This is a genomic window from Halpernia humi, assembly GCF_900108025.1.
GTDB lineage: Bacteria > Bacteroidota > Bacteroidia > Flavobacteriales > Weeksellaceae > Halpernia > Halpernia humi.
Genome location: NZ_FNUS01000001.1, coordinates 989,025 through 1,010,252, shown reverse-complemented (window position 1 = coordinate 1,010,252; position 21,228 = coordinate 989,025). Strand labels below are relative to the sequence as shown.

Annotated in this window: 30 protein-coding genes; 25 read left to right on the top strand and 5 right to left on the bottom strand. The window is 34.2% G+C overall.

All coding sequences use genetic code 11. The features are described from left to right. Positions 1–2: 2 nt before the first annotated feature. From rpsS to C4S29_RS04590, 25 genes are all read left to right on the top strand, one after another. Positions 3–281, top strand: a complete 279-nt coding sequence (rpsS, locus tag C4S29_RS04710; RefSeq protein WP_103912948.1) for a 30S ribosomal protein S19 — start codon at positions 3–5, stop codon at positions 279–281. Beyond that, positions 281–685 carry a 50S ribosomal protein L22 gene (gene rplV, locus C4S29_RS04705; RefSeq protein ID WP_103912947.1) on the top strand — a complete coding sequence of 135 codons (405 nt, stop codon included), beginning with the start codon at positions 281–283 and terminating at the stop codon, positions 683–685. The genes rpsS and rplV overlap by 1 nt, the downstream gene beginning before the upstream one ends. 7 nt (positions 686–692) lie before the next feature. Continuing rightward, a complete protein-coding gene (gene rpsC / locus C4S29_RS04700; RefSeq protein WP_103912946.1) occupies positions 693–1,424 on the top strand; it encodes a 30S ribosomal protein S3 in 732 nt (243 codons plus the stop codon). A gap of 129 nt (positions 1,425–1,553) precedes the next feature. Beyond that, positions 1,554–1,979, top strand: coding sequence for a 50S ribosomal protein L16 (gene rplP / locus C4S29_RS04695; RefSeq protein WP_090079672.1), 426 nt, complete (start codon positions 1,554–1,556; stop codon positions 1,977–1,979). An 11-nt stretch (positions 1,980–1,990) separates the two neighbouring features. After that, on the top strand, positions 1,991–2,179 hold the full coding sequence (gene rpmC / locus C4S29_RS04690; RefSeq protein WP_103912945.1) for a 50S ribosomal protein L29: 189 nt from the start codon (positions 1,991–1,993) through the stop codon (positions 2,177–2,179). A gap of 11 nt (positions 2,180–2,190) precedes the next feature. After that, positions 2,191–2,448: a 30S ribosomal protein S17 gene (gene rpsQ / locus C4S29_RS04685; RefSeq protein ID WP_090079670.1), complete on the top strand. Its 258-nt coding sequence runs from the start codon at positions 2,191–2,193 to the stop codon at positions 2,446–2,448. After that, a complete protein-coding gene (rplN, locus tag C4S29_RS04680; RefSeq protein ID WP_103912944.1) occupies positions 2,448–2,816 on the top strand; it encodes a 50S ribosomal protein L14 in 369 nt (122 codons plus the stop codon). Before rpsQ ends, rplN begins: the two co-directional genes overlap by 1 nt. 17 nt (positions 2,817–2,833) lie before the next feature. After that, positions 2,834–3,163, top strand: coding sequence for a 50S ribosomal protein L24 (gene rplX / locus C4S29_RS04675; RefSeq protein ID WP_103912943.1), 330 nt, complete (start codon positions 2,834–2,836; stop codon positions 3,161–3,163). A gap of 11 nt (positions 3,164–3,174) precedes the next feature. Then, positions 3,175–3,726, top strand: coding sequence for a 50S ribosomal protein L5 (gene rplE / locus C4S29_RS04670; protein WP_103912942.1), 552 nt, complete (start codon positions 3,175–3,177; stop codon positions 3,724–3,726). Between the two features lie 3 nt (positions 3,727–3,729). Beyond that, a complete protein-coding gene (rpsN, locus tag C4S29_RS04665) occupies positions 3,730–3,999 on the top strand; it encodes a 30S ribosomal protein S14 (protein ID WP_103912941.1) in 270 nt (89 codons plus the stop codon). A 31-nt stretch (positions 4,000–4,030) separates the two neighbouring features. Further along, complete coding sequence (gene rpsH / locus C4S29_RS04660) at positions 4,031–4,429, top strand: 30S ribosomal protein S8 (RefSeq protein ID WP_103912940.1); 399 nt, start codon at positions 4,031–4,033, stop codon at positions 4,427–4,429. Positions 4,430–4,446: 17 nt separating this feature from the next. Next, the gene (gene rplF, locus C4S29_RS04655; protein ID WP_103912939.1) at positions 4,447–4,992 is read left to right on the top strand and encodes a 50S ribosomal protein L6; all 546 of its coding nucleotides are present in this window, start codon (positions 4,447–4,449) and stop codon (positions 4,990–4,992) included. An 11-nt stretch (positions 4,993–5,003) separates the two neighbouring features. Then, positions 5,004–5,357 carry a 50S ribosomal protein L18 gene (gene rplR / locus C4S29_RS04650; RefSeq protein WP_103912938.1) on the top strand — a complete coding sequence of 118 codons (354 nt, stop codon included), beginning with the start codon at positions 5,004–5,006 and terminating at the stop codon, positions 5,355–5,357. Between the two features lie 12 nt (positions 5,358–5,369). After that, positions 5,370–5,891: a 30S ribosomal protein S5 gene (gene rpsE, locus C4S29_RS04645; protein WP_103912937.1), complete on the top strand. Its 522-nt coding sequence runs from the start codon at positions 5,370–5,372 to the stop codon at positions 5,889–5,891. Between the two features lie 10 nt (positions 5,892–5,901). Further along, positions 5,902–6,078 carry a 50S ribosomal protein L30 gene (gene rpmD, locus C4S29_RS04640; RefSeq protein WP_103912936.1) on the top strand — a complete coding sequence of 59 codons (177 nt, stop codon included), beginning with the start codon at positions 5,902–5,904 and terminating at the stop codon, positions 6,076–6,078. Positions 6,079–6,165: 87 nt separating this feature from the next. Further along, complete coding sequence (rplO, locus tag C4S29_RS04635) at positions 6,166–6,612, top strand: 50S ribosomal protein L15 (protein ID WP_103912935.1); 447 nt, start codon at positions 6,166–6,168, stop codon at positions 6,610–6,612. Positions 6,613–6,667: 55 nt separating this feature from the next. After that, positions 6,668–8,047, top strand: a complete 1,380-nt coding sequence (gene secY / locus C4S29_RS04630) for a preprotein translocase subunit SecY (RefSeq protein WP_103912934.1) — start codon at positions 6,668–6,670, stop codon at positions 8,045–8,047. 3 nt (positions 8,048–8,050) lie between these two features. After that, positions 8,051–8,266, top strand: coding sequence for a translation initiation factor IF-1 (infA, locus tag C4S29_RS04625; protein ID WP_103912933.1), 216 nt, complete (start codon positions 8,051–8,053; stop codon positions 8,264–8,266). 187 nt (positions 8,267–8,453) lie between these two features. Beyond that, positions 8,454–8,570, top strand: a complete 117-nt coding sequence (gene rpmJ, locus C4S29_RS04620; RefSeq protein WP_007839480.1) for a 50S ribosomal protein L36 — start codon at positions 8,454–8,456, stop codon at positions 8,568–8,570. A gap of 3 nt (positions 8,571–8,573) precedes the next feature. Further along, positions 8,574–8,951: a 30S ribosomal protein S13 gene (gene rpsM / locus C4S29_RS04615; RefSeq protein WP_103912932.1), complete on the top strand. Its 378-nt coding sequence runs from the start codon at positions 8,574–8,576 to the stop codon at positions 8,949–8,951. Between the two features lie 12 nt (positions 8,952–8,963). Further along, positions 8,964–9,353: a 30S ribosomal protein S11 gene (rpsK, locus tag C4S29_RS04610; protein ID WP_103912931.1), complete on the top strand. Its 390-nt coding sequence runs from the start codon at positions 8,964–8,966 to the stop codon at positions 9,351–9,353. Between the two features lie 97 nt (positions 9,354–9,450). Further along, on the top strand, positions 9,451–10,059 hold the full coding sequence (gene rpsD / locus C4S29_RS04605) for a 30S ribosomal protein S4 (protein WP_103912930.1): 609 nt from the start codon (positions 9,451–9,453) through the stop codon (positions 10,057–10,059). Positions 10,060–10,087: 28 nt separating this feature from the next. After that, a complete protein-coding gene (locus tag C4S29_RS04600; protein WP_103912929.1) occupies positions 10,088–11,083 on the top strand; it encodes a DNA-directed RNA polymerase subunit alpha in 996 nt (331 codons plus the stop codon). Positions 11,084–11,089: 6 nt separating this feature from the next. Further along, entirely contained in the window at positions 11,090–11,683 is a 594-nt protein-coding gene (rplQ, locus tag C4S29_RS04595) for a 50S ribosomal protein L17 (RefSeq protein WP_103912928.1), read from the top strand. Between the two features lie 120 nt (positions 11,684–11,803). Continuing rightward, positions 11,804–12,325, top strand: coding sequence for a GNAT family N-acetyltransferase (locus C4S29_RS04590; RefSeq protein ID WP_103912927.1), 522 nt, complete (start codon positions 11,804–11,806; stop codon positions 12,323–12,325). A gap of 51 nt (positions 12,326–12,376) precedes the next feature. On the opposite strand, the gene C4S29_RS04585 is transcribed toward C4S29_RS04590, so the two are convergent. The 5 genes from C4S29_RS04585 to C4S29_RS14910 all read right to left on the bottom strand — a co-directional run bounded on the left by C4S29_RS04585 (position 12,377) and on the right by C4S29_RS14910 (position 21,097). Continuing rightward, on the bottom strand, positions 12,377–13,831 hold the full coding sequence (locus tag C4S29_RS04585) for a YitT family protein (protein WP_103912926.1): 1,455 nt from the start codon (positions 13,829–13,831) through the stop codon (positions 12,377–12,379). Positions 13,832–13,843: 12 nt separating this feature from the next. Further along, positions 13,844–14,875: an adenylate/guanylate cyclase domain-containing response regulator gene (locus tag C4S29_RS04580; protein ID WP_103912925.1), complete on the bottom strand. Its 1,032-nt coding sequence runs from the start codon at positions 14,873–14,875 to the stop codon at positions 13,844–13,846. Next, the gene (locus C4S29_RS04575) at positions 14,872–15,249 is read right to left on the bottom strand and encodes a response regulator (protein ID WP_103912924.1); all 378 of its coding nucleotides are present in this window, start codon (positions 15,247–15,249) and stop codon (positions 14,872–14,874) included. The genes C4S29_RS04580 and C4S29_RS04575 overlap by 4 nt, the downstream gene beginning before the upstream one ends. 96 nt (positions 15,250–15,345) lie before the next feature. After that, complete coding sequence (locus C4S29_RS04570; RefSeq protein WP_103912923.1) at positions 15,346–18,999, bottom strand: sensor histidine kinase; 3,654 nt, start codon at positions 18,997–18,999, stop codon at positions 15,346–15,348. Positions 19,000–19,045: 46 nt separating this feature from the next. After that, on the bottom strand, positions 19,046–21,097 hold the full coding sequence (locus tag C4S29_RS14910) for a sensor histidine kinase (protein ID WP_233740480.1): 2,052 nt from the start codon (positions 21,095–21,097) through the stop codon (positions 19,046–19,048). Positions 21,098–21,228: the final 131 nt, after the last annotated feature.

The window sequence follows — 21,228 nt, the reverse complement described above, 5'->3', positions numbered from 1 at the left end:
TTATGTCTAGATCACTTAAAAAAGGACCATTTATTCACTATACATTAGAGAAAAAGGTCGCAGCAAATATAGAGTCTAATAAAAAGACAGTTATAAAAACTTGGTCTCGAGCATCAATGATATCTCCAGACTTTGTAGGGCAAACTTTCGCAGTGCACAACGGGAAATCTTTTATCCCTGTTTATGTTACAGAAAATATGGTTGGTCATAAATTAGGAGAATTCTCACCTACAAGATCTTTTAGAGGTCATGGTGGTAACAAAAATAAAGGAAGCAGATAATGGGATCAAGAAAAAGAGAAAGTGCATTAGCACGTAAAATAGCAAATCAAGATGTGGCAAAATCCTTATATAATGATTGCCCTTCTTCTCCAAGAAAAATGCGATTAGTTGCAGATATCATCCGAGGAGTAGAAGTAGATAAAGCTTTATCTATTCTAAAATTCTCAAAAAAAGGTGCTTCTATTAAATTGGAAAAAGTATTGCTTTCTGCAATGGCTAACTGGCAATCTAAAAACGAAGGACAAGATATTGAAGCAGCAAATCTTATCGTAAAAGAAATTATGGTAGATAGCGCAAGACAATTGAAAAGATTGCGCCCTGCACCACAAGGTAGAGGCCATAGAATTAGAAAAAGATCTAACCACATTACCTTAATTTTAGGTGATAAAACAGTAAATCAATAATCAAGGTATGGGACAAAAAACAAATCCAATTGGTAATAGATTAGGAATCATCAAAGGATGGGATTCTAACTGGTATGGTGGGAAAGATTATGGAGACAGAATCGCAGAAGACTATAAAATCAGAAGATACCTTGAGGCAAGATTGTCTAAAGGTGGAATTTCTAAAATTTATATAGAAAGAACTTTAAAACTTGTTACAGTTACTATTACTACCGCAAGACCGGGTCTAATTATTGGGAAAGGTGGTTCTGAAGTAGATAAACTGAAAGAAGAATTAAAGAAATTAACTGGTAAAGATATTCAAATCAATATTTTTGAAATCAAAAGACCAGAGCTTGATGCCGTTTTAGTGGCAGATAGTATCGCAAAACAAATCGAAAACCGTATTTCTTACAGAAGAGCAGTAAAAATGTCTATCGCAAGTACTATGAGAATGGGCGCGGAAGGGATTAAAGTGCAAATTTCTGGTAGATTAAACGGAGCAGAGATGGCAAGATCTGAAAACTTTAAAGAAGGTAGAATTCCTTTATCTACATTTAGAGCAGATATCGATTATCACATTGCTGAAGCCAACACTACCTATGGTAAATTGGGGGTTAAAGTATGGATTATGAAAGGCGAAGTTTATGGTAAAAGAGATCTCACACCATTAGTTGGGCAACAGAAAAAAGGACCATCTGCTGGAGGAAATAGAGACAATGACCGTAGAGAAAGAAGACCATCAAGAGACAGAAAATAATTCAAAATTTTAGACAACCATTTTAAACGACCGTTACTTTTTTAAAATCTAAAATCTAAAATGCGAAGCATTCACGAACTCAAAATTAAAATAAGAATTCGTGAGTAAATTAAATCTAAAATTTAAATTATGTTACAACCAAAAAGAACCAAGTTCCGGAAAGTTCATAAGATGAAAATGAAGGGGATTGCCCAAAGAGGAAATCAACTTGCTTATGGAACTTTCGGTATCAAAGCCAATGAAGGCGCTTGGGTTACTGCAAGACAAATTGAAGCAGCACGTATTGCTGCAACAAGATACATGAAAAGAGAAGGTCAACTTTGGATCAAAATATTTCCAGACAAGCCAATTACTAAAAAACCTGCGGAAGTACGTATGGGGAAAGGTAAAGGTGCTGTGGAATATTGGGTATCTGTAGTAAAACCTGGTAAAATAATGTTCGAAGTAGGAGGTGTTCCTTATGACGTAGCAAAAGAAGCATTGCGTCTTGCTGCTCAAAAACTTCCTGTAACTACAAGATTTGTAGTAGCGAATGATTTCGTTAAACCTCAATAATTAATTTAGAAATGAAACAAGCTGACATCAAAAATTTAAGCGTAGAGGATATTCAGAACAAATTGGCTGAAGTGAAAGCAGATTTTAATAAATTAAAATTATCGCACAGCATCAGTCCACTGGAAAATCCTATTCAAATTAAAGACTTGAGAAGAACAATCGCAAGACTTCAAACGGAATTAACCACTAAACAACAATAGAATTTCATTTTATCATGGATAGAAATTTAAGAAAAGAAAGAATTGGAGTAGTTTCCAGCAATAAAATGGAAAAAACCATTGTTGTGAGTGAGACCACTAGAGTAAAACATCCAATGTACGGTAAATTCGTATTAAAAACGAAAAAATATACCGCCCACGATGAAAATAACGAATGCAACGAAGGTGATACAGTAGAAATTACTGAAACAAGACCTTTGAGCAAGAGCAAGAGATGGAGACTAGTAAGAATCATTGAAAAAGCTAAATAATGTTACAGACAGAATCAAGAATAAAAGTAGCTGATAACACCGGTGCAAAAGAAGTATTGGTAATCAGAGTTCTCGGTGGAACAAGAAGAAGATATGCTTCAGTAGGTGATAAAGTGGTAGTAACCATCAAAGAATCTAGCCCATCAGGAACTGCAAAAAAAGGACAAGTTTCTAAAGCAGTAGTAATCCGCACCAAAAAAGCGGTAAGAAGAAAAGACGGATCTTACATCAAATTTGATGATAATGCATGTGTACTTCTTAATACTACCGGAGAAATGAGAGGAACTCGCGTTTTTGGCCCAGTTGCCAGAGAATTGCGAGATAAAGAATATATGAAAATCATTTCATTGGCCCCTGAGGTTTTATAAATTTTAAATTTAAAAAAATGACAAAGTTAAAAATCAAAAGAGGAGATAACGTTATCATCACTACCGGAAGAAAAGAAATCAAAGGTAAAACAGGTGAAGTTATAGAAGTGATAAGAAAAGAAAACAAGGACGCTAGAGTAATTGTTGCCGGTTTAAACATCGTGAAAAGACACACAAAACCATCTGCGGGAAACCCACAAGGCGGTATTGTAGAAAAAGAAGCTTCAGTGCACATTTCTAACGTAATGCTATTAGATCCCAAAACTAAAAAAGGAACAAAAGTAGGTTACAAAATAGAAGGTGACAAGAAAGTAAGAATCTCAAAATCATCAGGTAACACTTTATAATAATTAAGAAGATGGAATATATAGCAAGACCAAAGCTAAACTATAAAGAAAAAATCGTTCCTGCAATGATGGAAGAATTTGGATACAAATCTGTAATGCAAGTTCCAAAATTAGTTAAAATTTGCCTTTCTCAAGGTTTAGGTGAAGCAACGGCCGATAAAAAAATTGTAGATTACGCTGTAGAAGAAATGACACAGATTACAGGGCAAAAAGCCGTAGGTACTATCTCCAAGAAAGATGAGGCTGCTTTTAAATTAAGAAAAGGAATGCCTGTAGGCGCAAGAGTTACACTAAGATCAGATAAAATGTATGAATTTCTAGATCGTTTAACTTCTTCTGCACTACCAAGAATCAGAGATTTTTCTGGAATCAAAGCCGATGGTTTTGATGGTAGAGGAAACTATAATCTTGGGATCACAGAGCAAATCATCTTCCCAGAGATAGCAATTGATAAAGTAAAGAAAATCCAAGGTATGGATATCACTTTTGTAACATCAGCGAAAACCGATAAAGAAGCAAAATCTTTACTTGCTCATTTCGGATTACCTTTTAAAAAGAACTAAGAAATGGCAAAAGAATCAATGAAAGCGCGTGAGCGCAAAAGAGAGGCTACAGTAGCCAAATACGCAGAAAAAAGAAAAGCGCTAAAAGAAGCAGGTGATTTTGAAGGACTTCAAAAATTACCAAAAGACGCTTCACCAGTAAGATTACACAACAGATGTAAACTTACAGGAAGACCAAGAGGTTACATGAGAACTTTTGGTATATCTAGAGTAACTTTTAGAGAAATGGCGAACAAAGGACTAATCCCAGGTGTGAAAAAAGCAAGCTGGTAATAACAATAAATATTAATAAGAAAATCAAAAAATGGTAACAGATCCAATTTCAGATTTCCTAACTAGAGTAAGGAACGCACAAAGCGCAGGCCACAAAGTGGTAGAAATTCCTGCATCGAATATTAAAAAGGAGATTACGAAAATCTTATTTGATCAAGGTTATATCTTAAACTATAAGTTTGAGGATAACGCTGTTCAAGGGACTATCAAAATCGCTCTTAAATATGACAAGCAGACGAGCAAACCGGCCATCAAGTCTATACAAAGAGCTTCGAGACCAGGTTTAAGACAGTACAAAGGTTCAGAAGAACTCCCAAGAGTACTAAACGGTCTTGGAGTAGCAATTATCTCAACCTCAAAAGGGTTAATGACAGATAAAACTGCTCGTAAAGAAAAAGTAGGTGGTGAAGTAATTTGCTATGTTTATTAATTGTAAAAAAGGAAGAAATGTCAAGAATTGGTAAATCCATTATAGAAATTCCTGCCGGTGTTACAGTTAGCGTAAAAGATGACGTAGTAACAGTTAAAGGTCCCAAAGGAGAACTCACGCAGACTCTTACGGAAGGTATTACTTTAGAGCAGAAAGATGGTGTCATCACAATGAACCGTCCGTCTGAATCTAAACAACACAAAGCATTGCACGGTCTTTATAGAGCGTTGATAAATAATATGATTGTAGGAACCGCAACAGGTTTCACAAAACAATTAGAATTAGTAGGTGTAGGTTATAGAGCCTCTAATCAAGGTAACAGATTAGATTTGTCTTTAGGCTTCTCACATGGTATCGTAATAGATCTTCCAAAAGAAGTAACAGTAGAAACATTGACTGAAAAAGGGAAGAACCCAATCATTACTTTAAATTCTTATGATAAGCAACTTTTAGGAATGGTTGCTGCAAAGATTAAATCTTTCAGAAAACCAGAACCATACAAAGGAAAAGGTGTGAGATTCGTAGGAGAAATCGTAAGAAGAAAAGCCGGTAAATCTGCATAAAATTTAAAGAAATGGCATTAACAAAGACCCAAAAAAGAAACAGAATCAAAAATAGAGTAAGAGGTAAGATCTCCGGAACTGCTGAATTACCAAGATTGTCTGTATATAAAAGTAATAAAGAAATCTACGCTCAATTGGTAGATGATTTAGAAGGTAAAACTTTAGCTTCAGCTTCCTCTAGAGAGAAAGGTGTAGATGTTAAAGGTACAAAGATTGAAATTTCTGCCGCTGTAGGTAAAAAAATTGCTAAAAAAGCAAAAGCCGCTGGTATAGAAAATATAGTGTTTGATAGAAACGGTTTCGTGTATCACGGTAGAGTGAAAGCTTTAGCAGACGGTGCAAGAGAAGGTGGTTTGAAATTTTAAAATTAAAGAATTATGTTAGGATTTGACAATATAGAAAGAGTAAAACCAGGTGGCCTAGAACTAGCCGATCGTTTGGTTTCTGTAAACAGAGTAACGAAAGTTACCAAAGGTGGTAGAGCCTTCGGCTTTTCCGCTATTGTGGTAGTGGGAAATAATGATGGTATCATCGGTTTTGGTTTAGGGAAATCTAAAGAAGTAGCTTCAGCTATTTCAAAAGCGGTAGATGATGCAAAGAAAAATTTAGTAAAAGTTCCTGTAATTAATAGTACAATACCTCACCAAACATCTGCAAGATATGGCGGTGCAAATATTTTCTTAAGACCAGCGTCTGCAGGTACCGGTGTTATCGCGGGTGGTGTAGTACGTGTCGTAGTAGAAAGTGCAGGTATTAAAGATATACTTTCAAAATCTAAAGGTTCTTCTAACCCTCACAATGTAGTAAAGGCAACTTTCAAAGCATTATTAGAGGTAAGAAAACCAGAAGAAATTGCAAGAATGAGAGGAGTTTCTTTAGATAAAGTGTTTAACGGTTAATAATAAAACAATGGCAAAAATTAAAATAAAACAAGTAAGAAGCGCTATTGGGAGAAACAAAACTCAAAAAAGAACGCTTGAAGCATTAGGCTTAAAAAAACTTCACCAAGTAGTAGAGCACGACGATTCACCAGCCATTATGGGTATGGTAAACGCAGTGGGACATCTTTTAGAAGTTACTAAATAAATAAAAAATTTGAATATTAAAAGATTAAAATTTTAGTAAATATTTTTTTAATCTTTTAATTTTTTAATCTTTAAATCATTAAAAGCAATGAACTTAAATACAATTAAACCTGCAAAAGGCGCAACACACAACTCCAAGAGATTGGGTCGTGGCCAAGGAAGTGGCAAAGGCGGTACTTCTGCAAAAGGACATAAAGGGCAGAAATCTCGTTCTGGATACTCTAGAAAAATCGGTTTTGAAGGTGGACAAATGCCAATTCAAAGAAGATTACCAAAATTTGGTTTTACCAATGTAAATAGAAAAGAGTATCGAGGAATCAATATTGATACCTTGCAAATATTGGCTGATACCCAAAATATTACCGAAATTAACCAAGATGTATTGGTACAAAACGGATTAGCTAAAAAAAGCGAAATCGTGAAAATTATGGGAAGAGGAGAATTGAAAACTGGTATTTCAATTTCTGCACACAAATTTACGAAATCTGCTGAAGAAGCTATTGCTAAAGCTGGTGGCAAAGCGGTTACTCTTTAATATTTAAAATGAAATCGAAAGATTACATTTGTCCTAAAAAACAGACAAATATCAAATGAAAGAATTTATACAAACACTCAAAAACATTTGGAGTCTTAAGGAATTAAGAGACAAAATTTTGCTTACTTTATCTTTAATTTTAGTGTATAGATTCGCATCTTTTATTTCTTTACCTGCCATAAATATGGCCGAAGTAGGTGATCTTTTAGATAAATATCAAAGCCAAGGTGGTAGCAAACAAGGCGCAGGTCTGCTTGGTTTGCTTTCCTCATTTACGGGTGGAGCGTTTAGCCGTGCTTCTGTAATGGCATTGGGAATTATGCCTTACATTTCTGCCTCTATTATTGTGCAGCTTATGGGAATGGCTATACCTTACTTAAAGAAATTACAAAATGATGGCGAAAGTGGTAGAAATACATTAAACCAAATTACAAGATGGTTAACAATTGGGGTTTGTCTTGTGCAAGCGCCGTCTTATCTTACTTCTATTACAAAAGTATTTTTACCTTATCAGCAATTTCAATCCGCTTATTTTGTAGATCCCAACTCAGTTATGTTTTGGTTACCAAGTATAGTAATCCTCGTTGCAGGCTCGGTTTTTGCAATGTGGTTAGGAGAGAAAATTACAGATAAAGGAATAGGAAATGGTATCTCTATCTTGATTATGGTCGGAATTTTAGCGAGACTTCCAGAATCATTTATTCAGGAATTCACCACTAAAACCACTACAGGAGGATCTGGTGCAATCGTACTTTTAATCGAAGTCCTATTTTGGCTAGTTGTTATTTTATTAGCAATCGTATTATCTGTAGCGGTTCGCAAAATTCCAATTCAATACGTAAGTCGCGCGCAAGCAAGAGGTGGCGTTAATCGTAATTTAATGGAAGGCGCGAGACAATGGATTCCGCTAAAAGTAAATGCAGCAGGTGTAATGCCAATTATTTTTGCACAAGCATTAATGTTTGTACCAGGATTATTAACCGGTTTAGACGAATCAAACACTTTTCTGGCAGGCTTTAAAAATGTTTTTTCTTGGCAATATAATCTTTTATTTGCCCTTTTAATCATCGTATTTACATTTTTCTACACAGCAATTACGATTCCTGTAAATCAAATGGCAGATGATTTAAAGAGAAATGGAGGCTTAGTTCCAAAGGTCAGACCTGGGAAAGAAACCGCTGATTATTTGGATAATATTTTGTCAAAAATTACCTTGCCCGGTTCAATATTTTTAGCTATTTTTGCAATCCTTCCGGCACTAGTGCATGGTACTTTGGTTTCAACAGATGGATTTGCTCTATTTTTTGGCGGTACTTCACTTTTGATTATGGTGGGAGTGGTTTTAGATACAGTTCAACAAATTAATACTTATCTATTAAATCACCATTATGACGGTTTGATGCAATCTAAATTATCAAGAACGTCGAACAATTAATTTATGGCTAAACAGAAACATATAGAACAAGACGGTTTAATTACCGAAGCACTTTCAAATGCGCAGTTTCGCGTAGAGTTAGAAAATGGGCACATGCTTATTGCGCATATTTCTGGCAAAATGAGAATGCATTACATTAAACTTTTGCCTGGAGACAAAGTTCGCTTAGAACTTTCTCCTTATGATTTATCTAAAGGCAGAATCACATTTCGATATTAATTTCAGATTATTCTGAAACTATTATAAAAGGAAACAAAATGAAATCCTAGGATTTTGTTTGTCATTTAAATATTTAAACGATAGGGGATGTTATCAAAATGAGAGCATTTAACCGTTGGAAAATTAAACAAAAAGAATGAAATCGTAAGATTACATTTAGCTTTTAAAAAAAATTAAAAGAAAACAAATGAAAGTTAGAGCATCTATTAAAAAAAGAAGTGCTGATTGCAAAATCGTTCGCCGCAAAGGCGTGCTTTTCGTGATCAACAAAAAGAACCCAAAATTTAAACAAAGACAAGGCTAAATTATGGCGAGAATCTCCGGTATTGATTTACCAAAAAACAAAAGAGGCGTTATTGGGCTTACTTACATCTTCGGAATAGGAAGAAGCACAGCAGCCGAAATCTTGAAAAAAGCTGGGATCAGCGAAGACAAGAAAGTCAACGAATGGAATGACGATGAATTGGCATTAATCAGAAACTACATCACTGAAAACATCAAAGTAGAAGGTGAATTGCGTTCTGAAACACAACTGAACATCAAGCGATTGATGGACATTGGTTGCCAACGAGGAATACGTCACAGACTTGGATTACCTTTAAGAGGACAAAGAACTAAAAATAATTCTAGAACCCGAAAAGGAAAAAGAAAAACGGTTGCTAACAAGAAAAAAGCAAGTAAATAATCGGTAAGAATTATGGCAAAACAGACTAAAGTAACAAAAAAAAGAAAAGTAAAAGTTGAAGCAATCGGCGAGGCTCATATCCAAGCGACCTTCAATAATATCATTATTTCTTTAACCAATAAAGCAGGAGAAGTTATTTCTTGGGCTTCAGCTGGTAAAATGGGATTTAGAGGTTCTAAAAAGAATACTCCCTTCGCGGCTCAGATGGCTGCAGAAAATTGCTCACAAGTGGCCCACGATTTGGGACTTCGTAGAGTAAAAGTGTTTGTAAAAGGACCTGGTGCAGGTAGAGAATCTGCAATCAGAACCATTCACAATTCAGGAATTGAAGTGAGCGAAATCATTGACGTTACGCCAATGCCGCACAACGGATGTAGACCACCAAAAAGAAGAAGAGTATAATCTATAATTTTAAATTTTTAAATTTTAAATTTTAAATGGCGTTTCGCATATTTATTAAAATCTAAAATCTAAAATCTAGAATCTAAAATCTAAAACAATGGCAAGATATATTGGACCAAAAACAAAAATTGCACGCAAATTTGGCGCTGCAATCTACGGAGATGATAAAAGCTTCGAAAAAAGAAAAAACCAACCGCCCGGAGTACACGGCCCGAACAGAAGAAGAGGTGCTAAAAAATCCGAGTACGCAATCCAATTAATGGAAAAGCAAAAAGCGAAATATACTTATGGTATTTTGGAAAGACAATTTTCTAACCTTTTTGATAAAGCACACAGCAGCAAAGGTATCACAGGTGAAGTTTTACTTCAACTTTGTGAATCCCGTCTAGATAATGTGGTTTATAGATTCGGTTTTGCTAAAAGTAGAGCTGGAGCAAGACAACTTGTTTCTCACCGTCACATTACTGTGAATGGTGAATTGGTAAACATACCTTCTTACACAGTAAAAGCAGGAGATCAAATCGCGGTTAGAGAGAAATCAAAATCTCTTGAGATCATCGCAGATTCTCTCGCTTATAAATCTAATTATGAGTGGTTACATTTCAACGACGAAACTAAAACTGGTACTTTTACTTCAGCACCTGAAAGAATTCAGATTCCTGAAGATATCAAAGAACAGTTGATCGTCGAACTTTACTCTAAATAATAATCAAATTTTTGCTCAACCCAATTATATGGCAATTTTAACATTCATAAAACCCGATAAAGTAATACTAATAAAATCTGATGATTTTAAAGGACAGTTCGAATTCAGACCATTAGAGTCTGGTTTTGGACTTACAATCGGTAATGCTTTGAGAAGAGTTTTACTTTCTTCTCTTGAAGGATATGCTATTTCTTCTATCAAAATAGAAGGTGTAGAGCACGAATTTTCAACTATCAAAGGTGTTATAGAAGATGTTACAGAAATAGTTTTAAATCTTAAACAATTAAGACTTAAAGCAACTACTGAAAACGCTTCTGCAGAACAAGTTTCTGTAAAACTTTCTGGTAAAGAAGTAATTACAGCTGGAGACTTTAGCAGTTCAATAAGCGGTTTTGAGGTTTTAAACCCAGAATTAGTGATCTGCAATCTTACAAAAGCAGTTACTTTTGAAATGACTTTTAATATAGAAAAAGGTAGAGGTTACGTTCCTTCAGATCAAAACAAATCTGCAAATGCGCCACTTGGTACAATTGCAATAGATTCTATCTTCACACCTATCAAAAAAGTACAATACACTGTTGAAAATTACCGTGTAGAGCAAAAAACAGACTACGAAAAACTGATCTTGGATATTGAGACTGATGGTTCCATCTCTCCTCAAAATGCTTTAACAGAAGCTTCTAAAATTTTAATTTATCATTTCATGTTATTTTCCGATGAGAGAATTACTTTGGAAACAGAAGCCGTGAAAGCCTCCATTCAGTATGACGAAGAAACACTTCACACACGCCAACTTTTAAAATCTAAATTAGCAGATATGGATCTTTCCGTAAGAGCGCTAAATTGTTTGAAAGCAGCAGAAGTAGAAACTTTAGGAGAACTTGTTTCTTATTCGAAGTCTGATTTGATGAAATTCAGAAATTTTGGTAAAAAATCTCTGACAGAACTAGAAGAATTAGTGCACGCAAAGGGGCTAAACTTTGGCTTTGATGTAGCGAAATATAAATTAGACGCAGATAAATAAATTACAATGAGACACGGTAAAAAATTTAATCACTTAAGCAGAACTACATCTCATAGAAGCGCAATGCTTTCTAATATGGCGTGTTCACTTATTGAGCATAAAAGAATTAACACCACAGTTGCGAAAGCGAAAGCATTAAGAGTTTTTGTAGAACCAATTTTAACGAAATCCAAAGAAGATTCTACCCATAACAGACGTACAGTTTTCTCGTATCTTCAAAGCAAAGAAGCGGTTACTGAATTATTCAGAACTGTTGCTCCAAAAATTGCAGACAGACCTGGCGGTTATACAAGAATCATCAAAACTGGCTTCAGACTTGGTGATGCAGCAGATATGGCAATGATAGAATTAGTAGATTTCAATGAAATGTACAATCCTAATGAAGTTGAAAAGAAAACTACTAGAAGAAGTAGAAGATCAGCAGCGCCAAAAGCAACCGAAAAAGTGGCAACACTTGCAGATGCAAAATTAGATACTAAATCTGAAAAAGTGGAAGCAAAAGTTGAAGAAACTGTAACAGATGCAGTAGTTGAAGAACCAACTGTAGATGCACCAGAAGTGGATGCTGCAGATACAACAGAAGAAAAAACTGCAGAATAATTTTCTGAAGTTTTAGATATAAAAATCCGTCCCAAATATTTTTCGGGACGGATTTTTTTGTTTTTAGCGATTTATGAAAAAATATTAGCTATTTTTAAATATTAAAATAGAAGGTAGTAAATGTTAAAAATTTCCATTGAAAAAGCAAATCTTACAGATCTTCCACAATTGCAAAAGATTGCTTCCGAAACCTTTTTCGAAACCTTTTCAGCGGAAAATACAGATGAAGATATGCAAACTTATTTAGCCCGTAATTTTTCTACTGAAAAATTAATTTTAGAACTGAATGACCAAAATTCTGATATTTATTTCGCGGTGTTTGAGCAGAAAGTGATTGGTTATTTAAAACTAAATTTTCGCGAATCGCAATCACATTTGCAAGATCACGGCGCGATTCAAATAGAACGGCTTTATATTTCGAAAGAGTATCAAAACAAAAATGTGGGGCAATTTCTTTTAGAGAAAGCCATTGAAATTGCTAAAAATGCAGATAAAGCGTATGTCTGGCTGGGCGTTTGGACAGAGAATTTAAGAGCCATCAAATTCTACAAAAGAAATAATTTTAGCGAATTTGGAAATTATATTTTTATGTTGGGGAAAGATGAGCAACAAGATATTTTGATGAAACTTTTATTAATCTAAACCTTCAAGGTTTTTAAAACCTTGAAGGTTTGATCTTGACAATAAATAATTTTAATGCTTTTTTCTGCTTTTTATAATTCCGCCAGACGCTTCTTTTATGGTATTCGCAAAAACAAAAGCTTCCGGATCGATGTCATAAATTAGATTTTTTAATCTTCGCATTTCCAAACGCGTAATAACGGTGTAAATAATATCACAATCTGAACTCACATCAAATTTTCCGGGAAGAAAGCCGCGCTCGCCTTTGTAAATGGTAATTCCGCGTCCCAATCTATTCACCAATTGGTTTTTAATTTCTTCGCTTTTAGCAGAAATAATGGTAACGCCCGTAAATGCTTGGATTCCTTCAACTACATAATCAATAGTTCTTGTCGCTGCAAAATAGGTGAGAACCGAATATAAGGAAGTTTCGACGCCAAATTTTAAAGCAGCGATGCCAAAAATAATAATATTAATACCCAAAATAATTTCAGTAATTGTGAATGAAGTTTTTTTCAAAGTATATAATGCTAAAACTTCAATGCCATCTAAAGCCGCTCCGGCGCGCATTACTAAACCTACGCCGATTCCCAAAAATGCACCGCCAAAAATAGAGACGATTAATTTATCGTTTGTAATATCAACCGATGGAATTTGCCAGAGACAAAGCCCTAGAAAAACAACACTCATAAAAGTTTTATAAGCAAAACGTTTCCCAACGGTGAAATAACTGATAATGATTAAAGGTAAATTTAAAAGCACAATCACAATCGCCAAATTAAAATGATAAACTTCGTGCACTAATAAAGACATTCCTGTAACGCCGCCATCGAAAAATTGATTGGGAACGAGAAAAGATTTTAGGGCAAAAGCGGCAATTATGACTCCAAAAACAACGGAAATAAAATCTTGAATATTTTCGTTGGAATAATTTTTTTTAGGTTTCTTGTTTGGGTTTGTTGTTTCCAATTTGGCTTTGTTTTCTTGTTTATTTTGATTCCTTTCTTCGTTTGCTGTTTTTGTAAAGAAATGGTGTGCGTTTAAGAAATCAATTTGCATTTTATTAAACTCTACTTTGTTTTTTATAAACCCATTTATTTTTAATTCTGAAAATATTTTTTCGGAATAGTGGTCGAAATGATCTCCTCCGAGGTAAAAAACATCGGCATCACACAAAATTTCGCTCAATTTATTTTTTGGATTTTGCGGTATTTTGGTAGCCATAATCATTTCGCAAATGGCTTCAATTTGTTCTGGAGTATAATTAAAATTTGGTAAATTTTTTCGCGCAAAATCGCAGCCCGAAACTTCATGCCCGCTATAAGTGGATAGAAAACCGATATCGTGAAGCAAGGCTGCGGTTTTTAAAATCAGTAGTTCTTCCGCAGAAATACCTTCTTTTTCAGCAATATAAACTGCGTTTTCAATCACCGTTTTGGTGTGTTCTACTTTGTGATAAATTAGATTATCTGGTAAATTATTTTCAAGTTCAGGTATTACAAATTGGTAGAGTTCTTTGTATTGCATAAATTATTTTTATTAACTAATTACTTCATATATCACGATGTCATCACTTTTATTCTTTAAATTTATCGATCCAATTTTTTCACACTGAAAAGAACTTTTTACTTTTTCATAACAAGCTTCAGGAATTAAAATTTGTCCTTTTTTGGCGGCACTTTGGAGGCGTTGCGATACATTCACAACATCGCCAATTACCGTAAAATCTAATCTTTTTAAAGTGGCAGAGCCAATATTGCCAGAAATCATTTCACCCGAGTTAATGCCGATAGAAACTTCAGGCGAGAAGCCATTATTTTTAGGCAAATTATTAATATGATTTTTAATAGCAATACTTGCATCTATTGCTCTATCTAAATGGTAATCACCTTTGAAAACAGCCATCACACAATCGCCCATAAATTTATCTATAATGCCATTTTGATTGATAATTTCCTTCACCATCACATCAAAATAATCGTTTAATAAATTCACTACCGCATCTGGTGATTCTTTTTCGCTGATGGATGTGAAGCCACAAATATCTATAAAAGCCACTGTTGCTTCTATCATTTCATTGGCGGTAAAAGATGATTCGTACTCCCGTGTTTCCATAAAACTTAACACGTTTTTATCTACATACATTTTCAGAATATTATTTTCTTTAATGGCTTTTAGCGTAGTTTTTATTTGTAAAACCTGCTCAATTGTTTTTTCAATCGTTACTTCTAGATCATCGAAATTAACGGGTTTTGTGATGAAATCAAATGCACCACAATTCATCGCAACTCTAATGTTTTCCATATCGCCGTAAGCAGAAACCATGACGGTTTTCATTAGTGGATGTTGTTCTCCGATTTTTGAAAGCAGTGTCAGACCGTCCATTTCGGGCATATTGATGTCGCACAAAACAATATCGATATCGTTTTCTGCAACAATTTTTTCTAATGCGACGCGGCCGTTTTCAGCAAAAACAAATACATAGGTTTTTTCTCTAATTTTTTGTCTAAATTTTTGACGGATTAGCGTTTCTAAATCGGCTTCATCATCGGCCACTAAAATTTTTGTCATGCCATGAAATGTTTTAATTTTTCTTTTAATTTAATAAAATCTACTGGCTTGGTCATAAAATCGTCAGCACCAAGTTTCATTGCTTCGATATAATTTTCTGAATCTCCGTAGGCAGTAATCATCATCACTATTGGTGGCGGTTTTTCAAAATGTTCTTTTATGTGTTTTAATAAAGTCAAACCGCTCATCCCAGGCATATTGATATCAGACAAAATCAAAACGGCTTCTTGCTGGTGGTTTTTTAAAAAGGTGATGGCTTCTTCACCAGAAAATGCAAATTGAAAGTCTATTTCTGCCTTTTTAATTTCTTTCCGAAATCGCTGTTCAAAAAGTGTTTTTACGTCCATCTCGTCATCTACTACTAATATTTTCATCTGTTGGTATTTATTGGTGTTAAGTATCGCATTTCATTCGAACACATACATTGCGTTTTGCAACTTATTTTAGGTCATTCTCATTTCATAATTTTTTTAATTAGGTAAAATTATAGTGAATTTAGTTCCTTCATTTTCTTTTGATTCTACTTTTAGTTCCCCATTATGCCCTTTGGTGATGATATCAAAACTGATGGATAGTCCCAAACCAGTTCCTTTCCCCGAAGGTTTTGTGGTAAAAAATGGTTGAAAAATTTTGTCGATAATCTCTTGTGGCATTCCATTTCCATTGTCGCTTACCGTAATTAATATTTTTTGATTTTCATTTTTTGTGCTTATAGAAACTGTTGGCATGTAGTTTTCTGCACTTTGTTGTCTTTTTTCATTTACGGCGTAAAAAGCGTTGGTAAGCAAATTTAAGATAACTCTACCGAAATCTTGTGCGTTAAGATTGATTTCTCCTATCGTTTCATCAAAATCAGAATTCAATGTGGCGTTGAAGGATTTGTCTTTTGCGCGCAAACCGTGGTAGGAAAGTCTTAAATATTCATCGCATATTTGGTTCAAATTGGTCGGTTGTTTTGTTCCGGTGCTGCTTCTAGAATGTTGCAGCATTCCTTTCACAATATCATCCGCACGTTTGCCGTGGTGCTTTATTTTATTGAGATTTTGTTTTATATCATTAAAAATATCTTCGGCATCTTCAAAGTTGCCTTTTTTTATTTCTTCTTGCATTTCTGCCAAGAGATCGGCGCTAACTTCGGAAAAATTCATCACAAAATTCAGAGGATTTTGTATTTCGTGTGCAACGCCCGCCGTTAATTCTCCCAAACTTGCCATTTTTTCTGAATGTACAAGTTGGTTTTGTGTGGCTTTTAGATTGATGTATGCGGTTTCAATTTCTTTAGCATGATCCAAATCTTTTTGCATATTTCGTTGGCGTTCTTTTATCAGAATGCGGTTTCGTTGGTATTTATCAATGGCGTAAATGACACCAAGAACCAATAAAAAATAAATAAAATAGGCGCCCCAAGTTCGTTGTAATGGAGGTCTTATTGTAAAATGAAAAGCTGTGGGTTTGCTCCAAGAATTTGTGCCATTCTGTGCTTTTACAAGAAAGGTGTAATTTCCTTCTTTTATATTTCCAAAATTTGCGGTGGTTTTATGTGTTGCCGGAGACCATTCTTTATCATAACCTTCTAATTTATATTGATAGTTTACAAGCGAAGGTCTTGTAGTGACGATGCCGTTAAAATCAAAACTAATATTGTTGTTTTTATAAGGTAATGATAAATTTTCTGGCAAATTATTAAATGCCGAAACGCTATCAAATTTTATATCTTTAAATTTTTGTGCAAGTGAATCTTTCTCGGTTTTAGAAAGTTTTCTACCAAAAACAAGCAATTCATCGGTTATGGAAGTGGAAACTGGATTTGGAAAATCGCTTTTTGAGATAGAATTCGCATTTTGATGATGAAGACTTCGCCAACTTATTTTTTCATTATTAATAGTAATTTGCTGAATTTCTACATGAATTGGTTTTTTATTTTGATGCACTTTTGAATAATCAAATCTTACTAATTTGTCGCCAGTTCCTGCCCAAATTATCCCTTTTTCATCGCAAAACATACTGTGGTTATTGCTTATGTCTTTTATTGGATAGCCTGTTTTGGTATTGAAATTCTCGAAATCGTTATTTTTAATCGTTTTAAAACCGTTTTTTATTCCGTTTTTAAAAACGGTGAAGCCTTCACTCGTTCCAACAACAAGATTGCCGAGTTTATCTTCTATAATGCCATAAATAATATCATTTGGTAAGCCATTAGACGAAGAAAAATTTTCGAAAATGGGTTCTTTTGATTTTGAATTGCTTGGTAAAAATAGTTTTTTAGCCCTTTCTTTTTTAATTACAGATAAACCACCACCCCAAGTTCCGATTACAATATTGCCGAAGCGGTCTTGCATCACTGTAGAAAGTTTATTGTCTGGAAGTCCTTGTTCTTTTTTAAAATTCATAAAAGAACCTTCGCTTCCGTCTTTATTTTTAAATTTTGGGTCGTATCTGCTTAGGCCACCTCTTGTTGCAATCCAAATAATTCCATCACTATCTTCTAAAATACTCCAAACGGTTTTATGAACCAATCCCTCATTTGTGGAAAAATTGGTGAAAGCTTTACCATTAAATTTACTCACACCAGCATCATAAGTACCAATCCATAAATTTCCTGCTTTGTCTTTGTTTATAGAATTGATGTTTTGGCTTGATAATCCTTGATTCGTGCTGTAATTAGTAATATTGTTTTCATTAATTTTAAAAATACCATTATATCCACCAAACCAAACATTTCCACTATTATCTGCGAGTGCTGCATAAATATCTCCTTTTTTTAGGCCTTGTTTAGTTGTATAATTTGTAAATATTTTTTGTTGTTTCGAAGAGGTATTAATATCAAATTTTACAATTCCTGCGTCTGAGGGCGCGAACCATAAATTGCCCTTACTATCTTGCGCAGAAGCATAGACTGCTTTTCCTGGAAGACCTTGTTTATTACTGTAACTTATCACACTTTCGCCATCATATCTGCAAAGTCCACCCCCGTAAGTCCCAAACCAAATACTGCCAGAATTATCTTCTGTGATGCTTCTTACATCATTATCAGGCGAGCCTTCTGCAACTGTAAATTCTTGAAATAGCTTCGTTTTTTCGTCATATTTTAAAACACCTTCTTTAGAACCGAACCATAGTTTTCCTTCACTGTCGCAGAAACTGCTAATATATTGCGTATTTAGAAGTCCATCTCGTGTCGTATAAAGTTGATGTGATTCAGAAATGCCATTTTTTGCAGGCATATATTTACTTATAATACCATTTGCTGCTGCCCAAATATTTCCATTTTTATCTAAAGAGAGACTGGTAATTTCTTTATTTTTTAAATCAAAAAATTGGGTTTTATCTGTAAAAGTAATTTTGTTATTTGCATTAAATGCTAATTTTTTGATGCTGTTTGAACCGCAAAACCATAAAAATCCGTCATTATCTAAAATCAGATCGTATATGTTTTCGTCAATGGAACCATCTTTTTCTGTGAAATTTCTGAATGTTTTTTGATGCGATTTTTCTCCTTTTTTTGGTGGCGAATATTCACTCAAACCAATTGAAGTTGCGATCCAAATATTTCCATTTTTATCTTCAACGATTTTGTTGATAGCATTAGAAGGAAGCCCTTGCTCTGTCGTAAAATTTTCGAAACTTATGCCATCATATTTGCTGACGCCGCCTTCTGTCCCAAACCAAATATTTCCTTTGCTGTCTTGCGTGATGCAAGTAATTTGATTGTGAATTAATCCGTAATTTGAATTAAAATTAGTGAAAGTCTTCCCATCATATTTGCTTACGCCATTGCCTGAAGTTCCGAACCAAAGATTGCCCGTTTTGTCTTTAAAACCCGAAAGTAAAGTCCCTAGAGCGAGTCCTTCTTCTGTGTTGAAATATTGCATATTAGCAAAATACCCAGCAGGAATTTCAGTTGCTGGAGGTTTTTGAGATAATTTCGAAATTTCTGGTGCTTGAAATTTATCTACTAGATTAACGTTGAATTTTTTTGCTTCTACAATAGTTGGTGGCGCAAAAGCATCAGCCGTAGTTGTTTTATTGGATGGATTTTGAGAATTGTCGCTATTACAAGAAACCATTACCTGCAAAAGAATACAGATATAAATAAAAGATTTTAAAATAATTTTTTTAATCATTTAATGTTGGTCTTCTTTAATTTTTTTATTTTAAATTAAATAATAATTAAACAGGTAATAATATCGTAAAAATAGTCCCTTCATTTTCTTTAGATTCTACTTTAAGTTCGCCATTATGTCCTTTTTTTATGATATCGTAACTCATTGATAGTCCCAAACCAGTTCCTTTTCCAGTAGGTTTGGTAGTAAAAAATGGTTGGAAGATTTTTGCTTTTATTTCCTCCGGAATTCCGTTTCCATTATCGCTAATGCGGATAATAATTTCATCTTTTTCTTTCTTGGTTGCAATAGAAACTGTGGGTTTATAATTTTCTTCATTTAAGTGTTTTCTTTCATTTACGGCATAAAATGCATTGGTTAATAAATTTAAAATCACCCTTCCAAAGTCCTGTGGAATTAGATTTACTTTGCCAATAGTGTCATCAAAATCAGTATTTAAAATAGCGTTGAAAGATTTGTCTTTTGCGCGCAAGCCGTGGTAAGAAAGCCGCAGATATTCATCACAAATGGTGTTCAAATCTGTGGCTTCTTTTATGCCAGAACTACTTCTGGAATGTTGCAGCATTCCTTTCACGATCCCATCGGCACGCTTTCCGTGGTGTGTGATTTTTTCTAGATTTGAGATAATATCTTGCGCCAATTCTTTCGCATCTTCGAAATTGCCTGCATCTATTTCTTCTCGCATTTCTTCTAATAATTCTACACTGATTTCCGAAAAATTATTCACAAAGTTTAAAGGGTTTTGAATTTCGTGCGCAATTCCCGCCGTTAATTCGCCCAAACTTGCCATTTTTTCAGATTGTATTAGTTGCTTTTGCGTAGATTGTAATTCTAAAAGCGATTCTTCGGCTTGTTTTCTGGCTTGTTTTATTTTTACTAAATCTTTTTGGGCTTTTAAAGATTGGGCTTCAGAAATTTTTAAATCATTAAATCGAGTGTAAGTTAAATTAAAAACCGCTGCAAATCGTTCTAATAATTCTATGCTTTCTTCTGGCTGCTCTTCTGTTGAAGCCATGCCAATTACGCCTTGGCTGAAATAAGCAATGGTTTGAATGCGACGCGTTTGAGAGAGTCCACTTTTAAGTGGAATATTAATTTTACCAGATATATAATTAAAATAATTTTGCAATTCTTGCCCTTGCATATTAATGTTGATGGATATTTTTTCTTCTTTCCAGCCATCATACATTTTTTGTACAGTTTCATTTTCTTTGGTGTTCAATGTAAATTTCCGGCCAATTTTTGTAGCATTTTCATTGGTTGCCCAGGCTTCAACTTCACTTTTACCATCTTTAAAAATACCGATAAATAGGCGAGTTGGTTTTATACCAAGATGTAAAAGTTGCGTGAAAACGACCATTGATGTTTCTGCAAATTCCTCGGATTTTTGCATAGCCATAGATTTGGAACGCACCTTTTCTAATGCCGCTTCAATTTGCGCTTCTCTAAACCGCGTTTCTGAATCTTTCAATTCACTGTATCTTTTGTAGGCAAATGAAAATACGTTTCTAAATCTTTTTAGAAGAATTTTTTGTTTTTCTTCTAAAACACCAAAACTTGAAATGCCAATCTCACCTTCGCCAAAAGAGTATAAATTATAGGTAAGTTGCTTTATTTCGTTCAATCTTGGGTCTTCTTCTTCGCCGTTTTTTATGCGCAATTCTTTTAATTCTTGGAGGTCTTCACCTTCAAGAATAATTTCAAAAAAACCATCTTTCGAGGCATTTATTTGCTCTACTTGTTTTTTAAGGACAGGATGGTCGTTATAGTTCATTCGGGTAAGTGTTTTGCCCATTTCTGGGGAATAATCATAATCTAAAAAACCGCCAATTTCATCGGTATGAATGTCTATTATAGAATTTCTAATATTAGTAAAACCCAGTAAAAATAATTGATGGTAAAGCACTTCTACAACATCTAATAATTCATCAGATTTCTTTAGTTCAAGTGCTACAGAGCGCACTTTTTCTAAAGAAGTTTCAATTTCAAGTTCCCGGTTTTTTTCAAGTAATTGTGCTGTGCATTCCTTTAAGAGATTTTCTAATTGCGCATTTTTACGCTTTAAATCATCAAGAAATTTATCTTTTGTAGCATCCATAAATAGCATTGTTTGTGCGGTAAACAGGTTACAAATTATCTTTTTCCTTTTTAATCTTCCTTGTTGAAATATTTAGAATTTAGAAATTTGTAGTTTTTAGGTGGAAACTAATATCCATTTAATTCCAAATT